Raw genomic sequence first — 17,211 nt, forward strand, 5'->3', positions numbered from 1 at the left:
GAAGCAGGTTTGCTTACGTGTTTAATATGCTGATTGGCATAATTCAAAGATCGTGATTTGTTTTTAGTTTGGTGGTGACAGTGGTTTGTCAGTGGGTGATTTCTTTTTCTGAACCTTGATTTTCCTGATTTCAGGATTAAAGGATTCTTGCAATTAGAATCAAGGCTATCTTAGAATCCTACAAATCAAGGTTCAGACTAATTGATATTCAAATATCGGAACAATTATTTATTGGCGTGGTGACAGTGGTTTGTCAGTGGGTGAATTTTGTCTGAACTGGGATTAAACGGATTTATTAGATTTTTGGGATTTTGATATGCATGGCTATTAATCTGGGTAATCCTTTAATCCCAGGAATCAAGGTTCAGACAATAATTCAGACAACTTACTCCGAAAAGCAATTCAGCGCCCGCCATATGGTGCGTTCATCTCTGCCGAACTTGACTTCGGCTTCCAGTACCGCCTGGTTTTTGCTGAGGCCGCGTGTTTGCATCTGGGCATCTACCCACAGGTAAATTTCGCGATAGGTAAATATTTTTGTGGTGATGAAACCGGCCTTGTACATGGCCGTAAATACGCCTTCATCAAACAGCGTGTTGGCAAGTTGGATGTTCATGAGAGGGAAGTCAAAAGTCAAAAGTCAAAAGTCAAAAGTCAAAAGTCAAAAGGCAAAAGGCAAAAGGCAAAAGGCAAAAGGCAAAAGGCAAAAGGCAAAAGGCAAAAGGCAAAAGGCAAAAGGCAATGATTGTTATGGTGTTTGGCATAGTTGTATCGCCGATATAAAGGATTTTGACTTTTGAATTTTAACTTTTGACTTAAAGCCAAGGGCTTACAAATTCACCCTGTTAACCGTTTGGGCCAGGATGTTTTGCTGGTTGTTGATGTCTTTTACATCTACGTAAACAGGGGGGAAGTTGTTGATCATTTGGTAGGCCAGGGTATTGGCCAGCTCTTTTACATCATTAACCGGTTGGTTGTAGTAGCGGTTGGCATTGCCGCCATCGGTAAATATACCGCCTATGGCATAACCCCGGCTTGGGTTGGGTATCGAAAAATCCCTGCCGCCATGGGCTACATTGATGGCGCTCACCAGGTTACGTGCCCAGGGATTGCGCATGGCTTCGGATACTACTATAGCCTCGCCCGAACGCAGGTAGGCATTGGTATTATCGGTACTACTGTAACCGGGCAGCAGGGCGCCGCGCCCGTCCGACTGGTAGTGCAGACCGCCCTGGGCATATTGCGGTGGTTTTTGAGCCGCGATGGTGGCTACCTGTATAGCTGTTGAAGCAATAATACCCGGAATAACAAATGCAGCCAGCATACCCGCCTGCGAAGTAGCTTTGGTAACCGCCAATGCACCGTTGATAACCGCCTGTAGTATGGATGCCTTTTGCTCCGATTTAAAGGCTTTTACCTTTTCGGCGGCTTCCTGCTTTTGGTATTTGGCTTCGATAGCCTGGCGTTGGGTGTTGGTGAGGCTTTTGTTGCTCAGCTCGGCGGCTTTGTCTTTTTCCAGGCCCTTTATTTTGGCATCGCTTTGGTTTTTGATATTGTTTTGCAGGATAGAAAACGCCGCGTTGGCTACCTGTTGGGCGCTTTGCATGGCAAAATCCTGGCGCTGCTGCTCGTACTGTTGGGTAAGCTGCGTAATTTCCTGCTGTTTTTTTGTTTCCAGCTCCTTGATCTTATCGGCATTGCCGGCAGCCAGGCTTATTTCATAATTGTATTTATCGGTGATCAGCTGTTTTTCGGCATCCAGTTTTTGACCGGGGAGGATGGCTTTATCAACGTTCTTTTGGTCGTTATCTATAGTCAATCTTTGTTGCTCGGCCGCAGTAAACATGTCCTGCATGTGCTTTTTGGCTTCGTCAAAATCGTTTTTATTAAAAAATTGCACCTTATCGCCAATGGCCAGGTGGAATTTTTCCTGCAGTTGCTCGGCCAGCTTATTATAATCATCCTGGCTGATCAGTTTTTTACTCAACTGATCATTTAATAAAGCCAGCTCGGTATCGTAATGCTGTTTATCCAGTTCAATTTGTTTGGCAAAAGTGATGGATTGGGCTTCGAGTAAATCGGCGCTGCGGGTTTGGGGAGCCTCTTTTTTAACGTGGGCTTTTTTAAGTTTCGAAGGAGTTGTTAATTCTGTATTATTATCCTGAGCCATAGCTTTTGCCATTTTGTTGTTGCCTCCTGCAAATTGCTTCAGAAAATCAATTTGATTTTGTAAATCCTGTTTTCTCTGATCCTGTATTTTTCTTGCCTCATCCGCACGATCATTAACTGTTTTTCTTAATGCGTCTTTTTCAACGGCTCCAAAATTTCGGATTGCTGCTTTTGCTATTTGAGATTCAGATGCGCCACTTGCTTTTAGGCTTTCAGCTGTTGGTGTGATGATCCTCGCCAATTCAGATTGGCGTGCGCTATATATTTTTTTCTTTTGAAAATCGGCATCCAGCATTTGTGCACTAAGTTTTTCTATTTTGGCTTCAGCAGCTCTCGCCCTCGCATTTTCAACCAATGATTTAGTAAGCTCGTCACAAGTTTTTTTAGCCTTACCATTCATAATACTTTCATCACTTAAAGCCTTTAGATATTCAGGGAATTCTTTCTTCAGCTCTTTTACACTTAAAAGCCTGTCGTTGTATGAATTATTAACATCTGTAGCTGATTTGTAAAGAATTTGAAAACGTGTAATCTGGGAAGAGGCTTCGCCATTCGATGACTTCATTACATCATTAAGATTTTTAAAGTTTGAAACCATGGCGCTCAATGCATCTTTTCCCATAAATAGTGCTTTGGCAAAGTTTATAATTTCGGGAAGGAAAGCAGTAATAATAGCTAACCCTCCGGTTAAAGCTGTTTGCCAGGATAAAGTTGCTGCCCTTAGAAGTTTGACAACCTCTGTCCACGTCAAAAAAGAAGTAGATAGATCTGATATCTTATTGTCAGCTTTATCTCCAGATGAAACTAATTCTTGATTTTGAGCATTAATTTTAGATAAAGAATCCGCATATTTTGATAGGTTTTTATCTAACGAATTTAAGCCATTTGACAAAGAATTAAATGGTTGTGAAAGGCCAACGACCGAATTGCGCAAACTATCAAATGCCTTTATGTATTGGTTTATTTGATTTTGCCCGTCGCTGCTAATATTAACCTCAACGGAGATTTTGTTTTCTTCTGCCATTACATTATAAATTATTATTATTGTTATACATTGATATAGATTTGAATAGTTATGAAAAAATTAAATTTTAAAAATTTTGATGTATGGGGGTGCGAGAAAAAGCTTGTTGAATTTGTTAATGAAAACAATATTACAAAAGAAGATATCCTGAAAATTATGTATACCGCATCCGGTGGATTATTGCTTTTTTATTATACAATTGAATAGATTAGACCCTCCTCACCAGTCCAAATATCTTCCGCTTAAACTGGTATCTTGATGAGCGTCTGTGCTCATCAAGATCGAATAAATCAAAGTTAATTATAGAGCGTGGACGCTTATATAGCACTACATTCAAGCGAAGGCGCTTGAATGGGCGGGATATTTTGTTATCATCTGCCATTTTTATAGGTTTAGTAAATAATTAATTGTTATGAAAATATTAAAAGCAAAGGCGTTTAAAGATTTAGACAAACTGACATCGTTTGCTAATGATCTTAGGCTCACAAAGGATGATATAGTAGTAATTACTCAGACTGAATATTGGATTGTTTTGTGGTATTATGAAGAGGAATAAGTAGCATCATAGTATGGTGAATGCTGTGCTACTTATTCGAGCTGGTTTATTTCTTTGGTGTAGATGGTCGTTTGTGCTTATACAGTTAAAGGGGCACACGCGACACGCGTGCGCCAGTACGGGGTAAACTATCAAATGAACGCGCGTATTGATCTAATTTTTCTCGCCCATCACTATCATTGAAGATGTTATTATCGTTTGCCATATTATTTGTTATAATTGTTTGTTAAGCTAAATGCAGAAGAAAATGAGAAGATTAAAGTTTGAAGAATTTACAGGATTTTCGAGCAGGAAAAAACTGGTGGAATTTATAAATGAGAATAATATCAAACAAGAAGATATTCTTAAAATAGATTCATTTGGAGGGGCATTTACCCTCTTTTATTATGTTTTAGAATAGTGTGAATTTTTTACAGCTTTACTCTTAATTACTCGTTTACTTAGTACATACATGTGTTGATAGAAAATTTATTTATTAGAAGCACAAGCGGCACGCGTGCGCCAGCAGAGGGAATTTTTTACAGCTTTACTCGTAATTACTCGTTTACTCAATACATGCATGTGTTAATGGAAAATTTATTTATTAGAAGCACACGCGACACGCGTGCGCTAGCAGAGGCCTATTTTTTATAATTATGAAAGTTTTCAAAACAAAAAATTTCAGTGGTTTTAGGTCGCTAAAAGACCTTGAAGAGTTCGTTAATGGACGCAATATCAAGAGAGAAGATATTATAACTATAACTCAAGATGACGCCACTTTTGTAATATTTTATTACGAAGAGGAATAGTTAAGGAATAGAAGCTAATTCTTTAAGGACACTTTTAGGTTGCTGGCCAGATGCGGCAAGTTCTTTATTTTGAGCATTCAATTTTACCATGGCGTCAACTACTTCGGGTAATTTTTCGCCGACTGCTTTAAGTCCGGCCTCCAAGCCTTCAGAAAACTCTGGTAGTTTACTGTTAACCCCGCTTATGGACTTTTGCAAAGCGTCCATCGCATCTCTATAGTCCTTTGCTTTTTTAATGTCATCGTCAGTTATACAGACAGTATTATTTTGATTAGGCATATATTGGTGTTATTATTATGTTTAAAATGCTTATTGGCATAGTTTAAAAAATAAAAGAAGTATTATCCATCAATTATTTTTCAAAGGAGTTTAATTCCTTGTTTGTAACGGCGCCCCAAAAAACGTAAAGATATTTATCAGCAAAAATATATCCTTTTGGTAAGGCCTTCGGGATCGTATCATTGCTGTTTATTGTTTTTGGATTTGGATCTATGGCGTATAATCTTACTATACCGCTTAAAGTATCAACAGAAATTGGTAAAAGTTTATTTTTTAGGTATGTGCCAATGAATGATGATGTTGACTTAATTATCCTAAATAATGCTATTTCACTTTTATTATCGTCTAAAATAAAATATTGATGAGCATATACCTTGTCCCCTGTTTTAAAAGGATTGTTTTTGGCATTATCATACCAGGCCATAATTAATTGACGGTTATAGAAAGCTATAATGGATGATAATATTAAAAATCCTGCGATACTAAGTACTATGTATTTCTTTTTGTTTGACATTGAGGGTTAGGTAAAGTAGTAATTTGGGTTTTGCTAATTATTTTAGTAAAAATAAACAATAGAATAATTAATTGCAAATAATAATTAAAGTTGTGGATAATATTGCGGCGATAAGATCGAATACCCCAGTTCAAAATCTGTAACAAAATAGCGGGTTCATCATCCTATTGAAAAATCAACCGTATGATCGTTTTAAAATCCGATTACTTCAGTACGCATGAGCGCCTTACCCGTTTTATCAACGAAAACCACATCAAACGCGAGGATATATTGGTTATTACCCAGATCCCGGGCTCGTTCACCATTTTGTTTTATGGAGACGACTCGGTAGAGGAGATCACACATGGCTTGTTCTCTTAACCCAGTTTTACCAGTTCTACCTTAGTTGGTTGCCCGCTGCTCCAGCTGTCAATTTTGTTGATGTAGTAGTAGCAGCCATCCTGCTCCAGGTAAACGGGGATGAGGAAGTTAAGCTCCAGGATATCGCGCGGGGTTAAAAGGAAGTAGCGTACCACCTTTTTGGTTTGCTGGAGTATTTTTTCCAGTTCGGGATAGTAGGCTATGCGCAAATCTTCCCAGAGCAGACTATGCTCACCGCCGGGTTTATAAAAATAGGGCAGCGAGATCACATCATTCACCGTAATGCGGTTGGTGCCATCGGTAAAGGTAACGGATGGCGTCCCGTTTTGCTGGCGCAGGTCGACCTTCTGATCTATCAGTAAACGCGGCTGTGTGCTGATGCTGAAATCAACAGCATCGGCATCCTGCGAGGTATCAATCTTTAATATCTGCGCCAGGTTACCACCAATGTATGGCCGGTTAAGGGTAGGAGCAAACTGACTCTCGAACAGGGCGGTAGTTAATGGCAGGGTTTTATCTGCCACATTGATCTGCGCGTTGCCGAAGTTTTTGGGCAAAATGGCATCATCCTCCTTATAGGTCATGGTGTTTACCTGGGCGTAATTACCCAGCTGAAAGGCAACGGTTTTACCCTGATCAACACATTTGCTTGTCCAGTTTGTGGCCACAGGTATATTATGCACAATATCGCGAAAGGACGAAAATGTAACTGTGCGTGTGGTGTTATCGGTTTGACAAATAATGCCAAAGCGCTGCAGGGTATCTTTCAGCAGATCCTTCTGGGTAATATCAGGAAAAATGCGCTCGCACTGGATATCCTGCCCAAATAAAGTATCCTGGTTATCGGCCTTAATAGTTAGCTCTGTAGTGCCGGGCATGCTAAACCGCGAACCCGTGTAGCCCTTAAATTCGTAACCCACATGCAGCTGCCCGCCAATGGGTAATTCCGCATCGGCCGAGAGCGTCACCGGATCGGTAGTGTTTTTATGGGCGTACAAATTCAGGAAGCCCGATTGCTTATCGATAACGATATTATCCTTCAGATCGAAATTTTGGGTGGCCAGCTTTACCTCGCCATTTACCGGGTCGGTGTAAATGATGTTGATATCGAGGTTGGAGGCATAATTACCGGCAAACTTACCGTAGAAATAGAAGGAAGGTATTTTTACCGTAATGGTAACCTTAGTAACCGCTTTGGCCACATATCTGCCTGCCGATGCCTGGTAATTGGAGTCGCTGTTGATGATGTTTTTAAAAACCACGGTGCCGATATTGTTTTGAACGGTGGGATGTGATACATTTAAATCATTGCCTAACGACGCGTTTACACCAAGCGTTGTGGAGTTTTGGTAATCGGTACCATGCTCCAGGTTATCATTGGCAAATTGAACGATCAGTTTATCATACATGGGCTGCCTCAATAGAAACGAACTTTGATCGATCTTATACCCCGCGGTTTTCGCGAATAGCTCAATAGCTGTTTTCAGGAAAAAGCCCGGTCGCTGATAGCGGACATCAATCTGTGGGTTATTTGAAAAATCGGTAGCTATCCGGCCGTAATCAATCACAGGCCATATATAGCCGCTGGTGTTTTTTTGCGAATAGACCACCGTATTCAGATCCCATGTATGCTGATAAGGTAAAAAAGCGCCTTGTTTACCTATATCGGTAGTGGTATCGCCCATGTCATATATCTTCACATCCAGCGCATCAAAAAAATCAACATTGCCGCTGAGTACCGTAACGCTGGCGGTATCCTGCTCAATAAGATTGAGCTGGGCTATAGCCGATGGCACGATCTCCAGTCCATCCTGTATGATCCGGGCTTCGTAATTATCGTATGGCAGGTTGGTAGTGAACGCCACATCATCCGGAAAGCCCAATATCTGCCGGTTACGCTGGGTAAGGGGCAGCTTAAACTGGTTGCTGGTATTGCCCTGCTGATTTTTCACCTCGGCCAGGTTATTGATCTGGAAGGTGAGCGCAATAGGGCTGTCATCGCTCAAATCAACCAGTTGATTGTTGAGATATAGTTGTAGTTGGTTCATGTTGATTTCGGATTTCGGATGTTCGATTTCGGATTTATTTTGATTTCGGAATTGAGAATTTCTGAACCTTGATTCGCCTGATTAAAGGATTTTTCCCTCAATCGGAATCATGGGAATCCTATCATCCTATAAATCAAGGTTCAGAAATTCCGAAATCCCAAATAGCCCTACTGCGTTTGTATATTAATAGATGGCATGTTGAACGTTACGCTGAATGGTGCCCGGCCGTTGCGGGTTTCGTATTCAGCGTAGGTTGCGGTATTGATCACGATGGTTTGCCATTTTACCGGGTTTTTGTTCACCAGCATCTGCACCTTAGGCGAGTATTTGATAGACTGCAGACCCTTGATATCATTTACCGACAGATCCGCGGCCATTACCTTCATTTTTTGCCCGGCTGTTTTGCTGATCACCTGTTCAATACCTTCCTGGTTTTCCCAGTCGCTTACAAAATTTTTGATGATCACGGCGTTCTGTACGTCCAGACTTAGCTCCTGGTTAAACACGAACCGATAGTATTCCCAGCTGCCGCTTAAACCTATCCAGCGCAGGTAAACGGAATTATCGTCAACCGCATCATCAATCCTGATGGTTTGGGTTTGGGTAACGGTATGAGGAATGTTCTGCTCGTCGTTGTATTTGAGGGCGAGGTTCATATAAAAAGCCTCCCGCGGGAAACTACCGTTGATGCGCAGGCGGTTAAGTCCCAGCTGAGCCGCCAAAGGCGTGTTTACCTGGGTTTGATCGGCAATAATAAACGAACTGCCATCTTCATTCAACAGCCAGGAGCCATCCTCGTTAAGCAGGTAGCTGGTTTGCTTGCCACCCGCCAGCGGGTTACGGTTAATATCCAGTAAAGTAAGTTCGGCATAAAGTTGTAAGCCCAGCAGATCTTCGCTGTAAATAAAACCAATGTCAAAAGGGTAGCCGTTGGAGTAGGCAGGCTCCGCGAAATCAGTTACCCAGCGGGCCAGCAATGCAGGATTGCTCATGGCTTTAAAAGGCACGTAAGCAGCCAGGTTGCCACCATAACGCTCGCCCAGTTGTTTGGCGGCATACATTACGTAAAACGGATAGGGCAGTGCTGTAAAAGGCGATGTAAAGCCATCGGTTGTACCATCGTCATAATGCTCGGCGTATTCGATCTGATAGCTGGCGCTCAAGTTATCATCCCTGAAATTGCTCAGCGTAAAATCGCTGTTATCAACCGGGCGCAGTAAGCTTTGCAAAAAGTTAGAGAGGTCGGCTTTGATGATGCCTTCATTGTTTGGTCTGTTGGTGGCGGTGATGGTGTTTTGGCGGCCGGTAAGCTTATCCTGGTAGGTAATGCGCGTAATGACGTTGTAATAAGGTCGCATGCTGTTAATGTTGATATACCCGGCAGCGTTACCATTGAACGGTGTGGTAATGGTAATTTCGTTATTGTTGCCTGCCTTGTCAACCACATATACACCCTGGTATGCGCCGGCATTCACATATACCTTATTACCGGCAGCAACTTTGTATTTGGCTGTTTGGGGATCAAGCAGGGCGGTATTTACCGCTATTTTGGCGTAGCCTTTTTCGTTGTCCTGCGTAATGCTGATAATGCCAAAATCCTTACGCTGATAGGTAAATACGATGGGGTTAAAAGCCGCGTTCCAGCGGGAGATATGCCCTCCCCCAAGGTTCACCGAGGGATCATCTATCAATAAGCCTGATGTGGTGGGTATAGTAATTGCCGTTTGGGCCGTACAGCCCAGCGGATTGCTGTCTTTTACCGATGGCTGCGCCAGTCCGCCGCTTAGTCCGGTAAACGTAGGCGATAACTGCCAGGAGGTGCCAAAATTATTACTGTACTGAATAGGCCCGTAGCTGGATGAAGCGTTTATGGTGATCTGCGCGTCGGCAGCGCCCACAGCCGACTCGGGCTTATCTACATTAACATAATTGATCTTCAGATCACAAACCGCCGGATTTGTTGGTGGCGGCCCATCTCCCGGCTGTAAGGAAACAATGGAAAATGTGGTGTAGGTGCTGGATATAGGATCGCCCTGCGGACTGTAATGGCTTTCGCGCACTACCCCGCTGTATATTTTTACCGATTGGCCCGGTACCGTAACGGTTTCGGTACTGCTAAAACCATCCGTATTAACCTGGTAGGTTACCACGCAGTTATTGCCGTTGGTGTATTGCCCGGTATCGGTGTCGATGATGGATACCAACACGTCGGCGGTATCAATTTCGCCACCGTTTTGATCGGGGTAGGTGCTTACCCAGTTGGTTTCTTCTATGATAGCTCTTAAGCTCATGGGTGATTAATTAGTGAATTAGTGAATTAGTGATTTAGTGAGTGGTGAATTACTGAATTGTGAATTAGTGAATTAATAGATAAATGATACGGTTGGGGTTTAGCTAATACACTTTTCAATTCACTAATCCACTAACTCACTAATTCAATAATTAATCCCGTACATGGTTGATAGGGAAATAGTTAAACCAATACCCGTGGTATTAGCATCGAACTTATTATAAACCGGCTGGCATTTGGCTTTACTGCCCGCTTTGATACGGAAGTACCGGCCATCACCATCACGATACCTGGATGCCTTTACAATAAATTCATTGGCCAGCCTCAGCGCCTGGTTTACAAAGGTTTCGTTTTCGGCAGTGTACTGTCCAAACTCGGTCTGGTACAGGAATTCGATGTAGGCCGTAAAAACGTTATCTACCGAACCATTTACCTGGGGCGATACCTCAATGGGCTGCAAAGGGTACATAAATACACACGGAAAGGCCGCCATATCATCGGCAAGGGTGTTGAGTTCTGCTTGGGTACCATAGGCAAACGTGGGGCTGCCTGTTAAGGTTTGTACAATAGCTTCTATTTGATTGCGCATAGGGCTTAATTATTGAATTAGTGATTTATTGAATTAGTAAGTGGTGAGTAGTGAATGGTAGTATCCAACATTTCAATAAAATTCACCACTCACCGCTAACCACTCACCACCTCACTATACCTCCGCTGATACTCAGCTTCGGTTTTGTTGAGCAGGAGTTTGGTGAGCACGCGTTCGTAAGGCATGTTCAGGATGATATCCCATTTGGTTATATCGCCGCCGGCCAGTGAGTTGATGGTGTTGATATACTTGAACTTCTCGAACGACTGAATACCTGCCCGTTTTTCCAGCGCGGTAGGAGCCGATGCCAGAAGCTCGTTTTCCGCTTCGATAAGTTGGGAAAGCAGGAAAAAAAATGGCGCGCTATGGGCAGTGCCTCCGTTACCCGCATCTTTTTGATCTCGTTACAAAATTCCTCGGCCTGGTATTCATTGTATTGTTGACCGGTAACTTTACAGAAAAAATAATGGGCCAACACCTGACAGCAGGCGCTTAATGATGGATTAAAACGCTCCTGCCAGTCGTCCTGGCCATGCTGTTTAATATGGTTATTGATTTCCTCGGCAATAATATCCCGGGCAGCCATAAAGGCTCCGGCTGGTTCAACCGAAAGATCATGGCTTACTTTTACATTTTTCTGTACCTGTTTTTCCTGCGCGTCATGCAAAATAAAAACAACCTCTTTGGGTATTACTTCGCTGTTGTACAGGTGTTTGATCTGGTGCGATAAAGCCAATACGGTATCTGTAAATACCTGGAAATCGTGGATGCTTTTTACATTCTGTAATTCTTCAATAGCAATGCCTGAAAGTATACTGATGGCTTCTATATCGTTCAGATCGGGCTTTTGTTGCATGGCCATGATTTGCCCGAGTGTTACCTCGTTCAGCTCCGTTGGAATTGTTACCGATAGTTTACCGGTGATGGTTTTGAGTGTTTTTTGGATCATGAGTTATTTGGGTTCATAGTTCATAGTTGATGGTTCATAGCTTTCGAAAGTCGATGGTTCGTAGTCTATGAACTATGAACCATCAACTATAAGCCACTAACCAATCATCTGTTCAAAAATTCCGGCTGAAGAACGGGGCCTGGGCACAAAGGGTAAACGCGATTTTATCTTATTGCCTTCACCGCCGACTTTTAGTTTGTTGAGCGCCACATACCGCAAAGGATCAATCAGGTGGTTCCATTTGTCAACCGGTTGGTTAATGGTTTTGCCCGATTGATCTACGCGCCATATATAACGGTTAAGCTCGTTACGTAGGTTAATACTGGTGCGTGTTACATTTATTTTGTACCGTTTAAGAATGTCGATAGAGTTTTTGATACTATCCGCACCCTTTTTAGCGCCGGTGACATGCCACCCCATGCGTTTAAGGTCCTCTATTGATTTGGGTTCGGCACTATCAGCAATAATTTCCGTTGTCTTATTTACGCCGCATGCTTTAAGCTTGTCGGCTATATCGGCATTGGTTAGGCCGGTTTCATAAAAGAGCTCGTTTACCCAAAGCTCCCCGTTTTGACGGTATACCAGCAGGCAACCGGTTTGATCATTGGTGAAACCAAAATCCAAACCTGCGGCTATCAAACGGGCATCATCGGGTATTTGATTACAAAGATACCAGTTGTTAAATATCAAACCGGTAATTTTACCTGTAAGGCCACGGGCATATACCTTCCACAGTTCCAAATCATCCTTTTTTAATGATTCGATCTTATCCCGTACCGACTGATCCAGGTAGGGGTTATGCCGGTGATCGGAAATGATCAGTTGCACATGGGGTTGTCCTATCAATTTTTCGTGTACCCAAAAGCCCGTATTGGGGTTGTAGTCAATAAAAATACGTTGCCTGGTGCGCAAAGCCAGCTCATGGTAAATATCCCAGCTTATGCCATTGGCTTCATTAACAAACAGATAGTCGCGCTTCCCGGATTTCGCGTCCTGCGCATTATCGTAGCTTTTGAACTCGATAATGCTGCCATTAGTAAACTCAAATACCCTGTCGGTTTTATTAAAATTTTTCATCGCGTTTTGTAAAGCTTCTGATTGCTGGTAGATGTTTAAAGCATCGCGCAGGGCACCGGCTTTGAGGTTGGGCACATCCTGGGCCACTACGGTTATTACCAATTTAGCAGTTTGGCAGGCCAGGCAAAAGAGCACTTGTTCAATAGCATAGGTTTTGCCCGAACTGGTGCCCCCTTGATTTACAACTATCTGAGCGCGGGAGAAATAATTTTGCCCAAAAAGTACCGATCCTCCCAGGCCGCTAAACGGAGGCGCATTGATATCATCCATCATGATGTATAGATTTAAGAAAGTGATCTTGTAAACATGGCGCAGGAAAGCGTTATGTTTAATGTGTTTAAAATGCCAGTTGGCATAAATGAATTCAAAAATACTAAAAAAATTAGTTAATTCAAAATGTATTTTGAGATTTTTTCTGAACCATGATTTTTCGATTATTGTTTTTTAACTGTACTCAAGAGGGCTTCGCCGTTCTTAGGATTGTATGGTGACCACGATTTCTGTTTGACGGTAAAATCCTTTAATCCCATAATCAGGGAAATCACGGTTCAGACAGAATCCGAAATCTCAATTCCCAAATCCGAAATCAAAGCATCACTTCCTTTTCGCTGCCAGCGGGTATGAGGCCGGTGTTCCGGATTTCTACCTGGAGTGTTTTGCCGGTTTTGGAGGGCTTTTGTATTTCTGGTTTATCATTCCAGCCCAATGTTTTAAGGGCAAATATAACACCCGTAGGTGTTTGATATAAACGCGACTCATAGGCGGCTTCCAGGCGCAGGCGCCCGCGTTTTAATACATCAGCATGTTTGCCGCTAACTTCATAAGCTTCAAACTCCTGCTTGCTGCTAAAGCCCAGGAAAAGGGCCATACCGGCGATGGTGGCAGTTTCGGGCTCTCGATCCCATACCTTTTGTGTGGTTAAGGCCGGATCTTTTCCGCTGGTTGTTTTTTGTTCCATATGGAATGTACCATCAATGTACTTAAAGTACTTATCGATACGGTGGGCTAATATCGCCGCTGATTTTGAATAATAGGCATGTATTTTCATAGGTTAATGAATTAGTGAACAAAGATTTTTGGAGTAAGGACTCCTGGAACAGAGATTTTTGGAGCTAGGACTTTTGGAGCAAAGATTTTGAGAACAAGGGACAAGGTCAGTAAAATTAGGGCCGATGAAAATCTTCAATTTACATAGCAATATCTTTGCTCCTTGTTCCCTAAATCCTTGCTCGGAAAAATATGAATAAAATTCCGAATGGAATAATCAATAGCAAATATCGGAAATAAAAATGTAAAATGCTAATTATTTTGGTATTTTAGTATAAGTGATTGGTTGTTAATCAGAAACGATTGCTGTTATCAGGGGCGAAACAAAACTTTTGTAACTATATAGGTGTTTATAAGTCTTAACAAAGGTAAATAGGGATTGTGAAAATAAAATTTAGCCAGAGCTTTGTTTGATGCCGGTCACATTAGTTTATTAAACCAGGTTTCGGCTTATTATTTTTACTTTTGCACCTGATAACCATTTATCTACCCCTGGTACTATCATAATGCGTATACAAAAAATACTTGTTCTTACTTTTACTTTAGCAGTTTTCTTTTTCGGTAATGAAAAAGCACATGCACAGGATAAAAGATATATCCCGTTGGGGCATCCCAAGTATAAGGATACCTTAATGGTTGTTCATCCCGATACTACCTTTGATAAAGATATTTTTGATGTTATTAAATCTTTATTTGATAAAAACTACAAGCAAACTAAGGCCGACTCTGTTACCACCAAACCCGTGTTCTCCATTGTACCGGCAATAGGGTATACCCTGCAAACCAACCTGGCGGGTACTTTATCCGGCAATGTTATTTTTCGCACAGCTCCAAATACGCGTATATCTACCATTACCATCAATCCGGCTTACACGCAAAAAAAGCAGGTAATGATACCTTTACTATCAAACATCTGGACTAAGGACAATAATTTTGACTTTATTGGCGAGCTTAGATTTTACAAATATCCGCAGAGTACTTACGGCCTGGGGAGCCACTCTAATCTGGCCGATGAAAATCCGCTCGATTATTCGTTCTTTCGCTTCGCCGAAACCGTGCTGAAGCAGGTTTCCGGTAATTTTTACGCAGGCCTGGGCTATATTTTTGATGACCGGTGGAATATGTCTGAGCGGGGGCAGTTTAATGGCGAGGTTTCGGATTACAGGCGATACGGGCCCATTACCCGTTCTATTTCGACAGGGATCACCTTTAATGCCCTGTTTGATAGCCGCGATAACCCCATAAATCCTTCCCGCGGGTTTTACGCCTCGATGCAATACCGCGATAACTATTCGTTCCTGGGCAGTACAAGTCCGTGGCGCTCCTTAATTATCGATGTACGCAAGTATTACAAACTCCCGGCAGAGTCTGATAACGTATTGGCTTTTTGGTCGTACGATTGGCTGGTGATCAATGGGCGTCCAGCTTATCTCGATCTGCCGGCAACAGGTTATGATCCCAACAACACTACCGGCCGTGGCTATATCCAGGGGCGATTCAGGGGAGCGCAGATGGTTTACCTGGAGAGCGAGTATAGGTTTAAGATCACCCGTAACGGATTATTGGGAGGAGTGGCCTTTGTGAACGCGCAGTCATTCTCGGCAGCTCCCGGCTCCGGATTGCAAAGTATACAGCCTGGTTTTGGCCCTGGTTTGCGCATCAAACTCAATAAAGTATCCAAAACCAACATCGCCATCGATTATGGCTTCGGTCGCGAAGGATCCAGGGGCTTGTTCATTAATGTTGGCGAAGTATTTTAAAGATATTATTTTATAATTATCTTTTTTATAGATGCACTAATATCATATTTTTTGCGAGGTTAATAATAATGGCGATTAAATGTAAAAAAATGTTAAATTTTCACTTAAAGTCGTCAAATTGATAAAATTAAAACTATTTATCATTAAATTTAGCCATCTATTAGCCTATGAACAGTATTCGGTTTACTAAATGGTTATTCTCTGCTCTTTTGCTCATCCTGGTGACTATCTCGTCATGCCAGAAGGATGAGAATGTAAAGGGTATGGATTCCAATAAGTCAATCGCTGCTGCCGATAGCGCCTCAACCCTGAGTGTTAATACCCCTGGAAACTTTTTAGCAGGCAGTGGAACACTGAAGATCACCATTGAAGATTCTACTTACACTTTTGACGCGGCTAAAGACTCCGTAGCTTTTATCAATGTACATAGCGGCGACAGTAAGTATTTTGGTATCACGGCTATAAATAAAGCGCATACCATGAGCTTTGGTATCAGCTCTGCTGGTTTTGCTGCGGCTAATACAGTTAATAAAATAGCAGGCAGCCAGTTTCTTTTCAAAGTAGATGATAAAAGCCCTGTATTACAGTATACATTAACCAAATACGGAGGTAAGGATGATTTCGGAACTATCAGTATTGAAAAGTATAACAATGATAATCTGATTGCTAAAGGTACCTTCTTTACCTTTTTAGCTAAGGACGATAAAGCTAATTCCCCATTTTACAAAGTTGAGGGTAGTTTTGAACTCCAGCTTAAATAATTTAACTCCTCCATAATTCATCGCCTTATTTTTCAATAATCATTTAATAATTTTTATTGCGTAATTTAAAGGTAAAAAAGACTAACATATCGCACTTATACTTGCATCCCTGACCAAAATGTGCCCTATTTTTAGTACCTTTACGGAAATTTTAAGGAGATTAATGAAAGTATTTATAGCAGGGCTTCCTTTAGAAGTAGATGAGGCCGAATTAACAGCAGTTTTTGGTGATTTTGGGCCAGTTAAATCGCTCAGGATCATTAAGGATCGCGAAACAAAAGAGAGTAGGGGTTTTGGTTTTGTAGAGATGGTTAACGATAATGAGGCGAAAGAAGCCATAAGGTGCATGAATGGTGCAAGCTACTATGGTCGTCGTATTACTGTTAATGTTGCGGAAGACAAGGGGCCGGGCTTTAATGGTGGCGGTAACGCAGCCGGAAAAGGCGGGTTTAAACGTAATTAACCGATAAGCTAAAAGTTATTCTTTTTTGATAAAGCCGGATTTTCCGGCTTTTTTTGTTTGAAGGTTTATTATTTTTATAATAAACCCTTGCAATTAAAAAGCCTGAACCATGGATGAACTATGTATATTCACGGTATCCAATAAATGGTCGAGTCTTAAATTTAATTCGTTTAGTGGTATTTCACCACTTTCAAGCGCGGTAGTAAGTAGATTTAATTCTGCCGAAATATTTGGGGTTGCTATTCCCAGTTCAGTGGTAATATTATTTAATTGCTGCTGATTCTCTTCCAGCATGTTAATTTTGTATTCAGCAGCGGCAAGCAGATAAATCTTCTGTACCTCATTGGTGTACAGGTGATTGCTTACTTTACTTTCCTGTTGTTTGTTAAATACAACTAAAAGTATCGCAGCAATAATAGCGGTAATTACAAACATCATTACAGGTTCCATCTTTTTAGTTTTCTAATTGGGTTATTGTTGCTTCAAATGAGCAGCAATTATTAAAATAAATATATGAGTATTATATGTTACTTATTA

General features: G+C 41.7%; 18 protein-coding genes. 7 read left to right on the forward strand and 11 right to left on the reverse strand.

The window, feature by feature from the left end; translation table 11 throughout:
- Positions 1-385: 385 nt before the first annotated feature.
- Positions 386-616 carry a hypothetical protein gene (locus tag FHW89_RS18905; RefSeq protein WP_172336611.1) on the reverse strand — a complete coding sequence of 77 codons (231 nt, stop codon included), beginning with the start codon at positions 614-616 and terminating at the stop codon, positions 386-388.
- Between the two features lie 213 nt (positions 617-829).
- Positions 830-2,791, reverse strand: a complete 1,962-nt coding sequence (locus tag FHW89_RS18910) for a hypothetical protein (protein WP_172336612.1) — start codon at positions 2,789-2,791, stop codon at positions 830-832.
- A 453-nt stretch (positions 2,792-3,244) separates the two neighbouring features.
- Here FHW89_RS18910 and FHW89_RS18915 point away from each other — a divergent pair, with 453 nt between their 5' ends.
- The 3 genes from FHW89_RS18915 to FHW89_RS18925 all read left to right on the forward strand — a co-directional run bounded on the left by FHW89_RS18915 (position 3,245) and on the right by FHW89_RS18925 (position 4,149).
- Positions 3,245-3,400 (forward strand): hypothetical protein, encoded by a 156-nt coding sequence (locus FHW89_RS18915; protein ID WP_172336613.1) that lies wholly within the window; start codon positions 3,245-3,247, stop codon positions 3,398-3,400.
- A gap of 205 nt (positions 3,401-3,605) precedes the next feature.
- Positions 3,606-3,749: a hypothetical protein gene (locus tag FHW89_RS18920; protein ID WP_172336614.1), complete on the forward strand. Its 144-nt coding sequence runs from the start codon at positions 3,606-3,608 to the stop codon at positions 3,747-3,749.
- A 247-nt stretch (positions 3,750-3,996) separates the two neighbouring features.
- Positions 3,997-4,149, forward strand: a complete 153-nt coding sequence (locus FHW89_RS18925; protein ID WP_172336615.1) for a hypothetical protein — start codon at positions 3,997-3,999, stop codon at positions 4,147-4,149.
- Between the two features lie 388 nt (positions 4,150-4,537).
- On the opposite strand, the gene FHW89_RS18930 is transcribed toward FHW89_RS18925, so the two are convergent.
- Positions 4,538-4,816, reverse strand: coding sequence for a hypothetical protein (locus FHW89_RS18930; protein ID WP_172336616.1), 279 nt, complete (start codon positions 4,814-4,816; stop codon positions 4,538-4,540).
- Positions 4,817-4,889: 73 nt separating this feature from the next.
- Positions 4,890-5,330: a hypothetical protein gene (locus tag FHW89_RS18935; RefSeq protein WP_172336617.1), complete on the reverse strand. Its 441-nt coding sequence runs from the start codon at positions 5,328-5,330 to the stop codon at positions 4,890-4,892.
- Positions 5,331-5,513: 183 nt separating this feature from the next.
- Between FHW89_RS18935 and FHW89_RS18940 the strand changes: the two genes are divergently transcribed.
- On the forward strand, positions 5,514-5,690 hold the full coding sequence (locus FHW89_RS18940; RefSeq protein ID WP_166088684.1) for a hypothetical protein: 177 nt from the start codon (positions 5,514-5,516) through the stop codon (positions 5,688-5,690).
- Here FHW89_RS18940 and FHW89_RS18945 read toward each other — a convergent pair.
- From FHW89_RS18945 to FHW89_RS18970, 6 genes are all read right to left on the reverse strand, one after another.
- Positions 5,687-7,738, reverse strand: a complete 2,052-nt coding sequence (locus tag FHW89_RS18945) for a hypothetical protein (protein WP_172336618.1) — start codon at positions 7,736-7,738, stop codon at positions 5,687-5,689. The genes FHW89_RS18940 and FHW89_RS18945 overlap by 4 nt on opposite strands.
- Positions 7,739-7,905: 167 nt before the next feature.
- Positions 7,906-10,029, reverse strand: coding sequence for a hypothetical protein (locus FHW89_RS18950; protein WP_172336619.1), 2,124 nt, complete (start codon positions 10,027-10,029; stop codon positions 7,906-7,908).
- A 144-nt stretch (positions 10,030-10,173) separates the two neighbouring features.
- On the reverse strand, positions 10,174-10,617 hold the full coding sequence (locus tag FHW89_RS18955; protein WP_172336620.1) for a hypothetical protein: 444 nt from the start codon (positions 10,615-10,617) through the stop codon (positions 10,174-10,176).
- Positions 10,618-10,825: 208 nt separating this feature from the next.
- The gene (locus tag FHW89_RS18960) at positions 10,826-11,566 is read right to left on the reverse strand and encodes a hypothetical protein (protein ID WP_172336621.1); all 741 of its coding nucleotides are present in this window, start codon (positions 11,564-11,566) and stop codon (positions 10,826-10,828) included.
- Between the two features lie 96 nt (positions 11,567-11,662).
- Positions 11,663-12,916 carry a PBSX family phage terminase large subunit gene (locus FHW89_RS18965; protein WP_172336622.1) on the reverse strand — a complete coding sequence of 418 codons (1,254 nt, stop codon included), beginning with the start codon at positions 12,914-12,916 and terminating at the stop codon, positions 11,663-11,665.
- A gap of 313 nt (positions 12,917-13,229) precedes the next feature.
- The gene (locus tag FHW89_RS18970; protein ID WP_172336623.1) at positions 13,230-13,691 is read right to left on the reverse strand and encodes a terminase small subunit; all 462 of its coding nucleotides are present in this window, start codon (positions 13,689-13,691) and stop codon (positions 13,230-13,232) included.
- Positions 13,692-14,196: 505 nt separating this feature from the next.
- Here FHW89_RS18970 and FHW89_RS18975 point away from each other — a divergent pair.
- The 3 genes from FHW89_RS18975 (at position 14,197) to FHW89_RS18985 (ending at position 16,674) form a co-directional block, all read left to right on the forward strand.
- Entirely contained in the window at positions 14,197-15,450 is a 1,254-nt protein-coding gene (locus FHW89_RS18975; RefSeq protein WP_172336624.1) for a BamA/TamA family outer membrane protein, read from the forward strand.
- 167 nt (positions 15,451-15,617) lie between these two features.
- On the forward strand, positions 15,618-16,211 hold the full coding sequence (locus FHW89_RS18980) for a hypothetical protein (RefSeq protein WP_172336625.1): 594 nt from the start codon (positions 15,618-15,620) through the stop codon (positions 16,209-16,211).
- 163 nt (positions 16,212-16,374) lie between these two features.
- Entirely contained in the window at positions 16,375-16,674 is a 300-nt protein-coding gene (locus tag FHW89_RS18985; RefSeq protein ID WP_172336626.1) for an RNA-binding protein, read from the forward strand.
- A 93-nt stretch (positions 16,675-16,767) separates the two neighbouring features.
- Here the strand turns inward: FHW89_RS18985 and FHW89_RS18990 are convergent, their stop codons facing one another.
- On the reverse strand, positions 16,768-17,124 hold the full coding sequence (locus tag FHW89_RS18990) for a DUF2489 domain-containing protein (RefSeq protein WP_172336627.1): 357 nt from the start codon (positions 17,122-17,124) through the stop codon (positions 16,768-16,770).
- Between the last annotated feature and the right edge of the window lie 87 nt (positions 17,125-17,211).

The organism is Mucilaginibacter sp. SG564 (assembly GCF_013149275.1).
In the GTDB taxonomy this organism is placed as follows: domain Bacteria; phylum Bacteroidota; class Bacteroidia; order Sphingobacteriales; family Sphingobacteriaceae; genus Mucilaginibacter.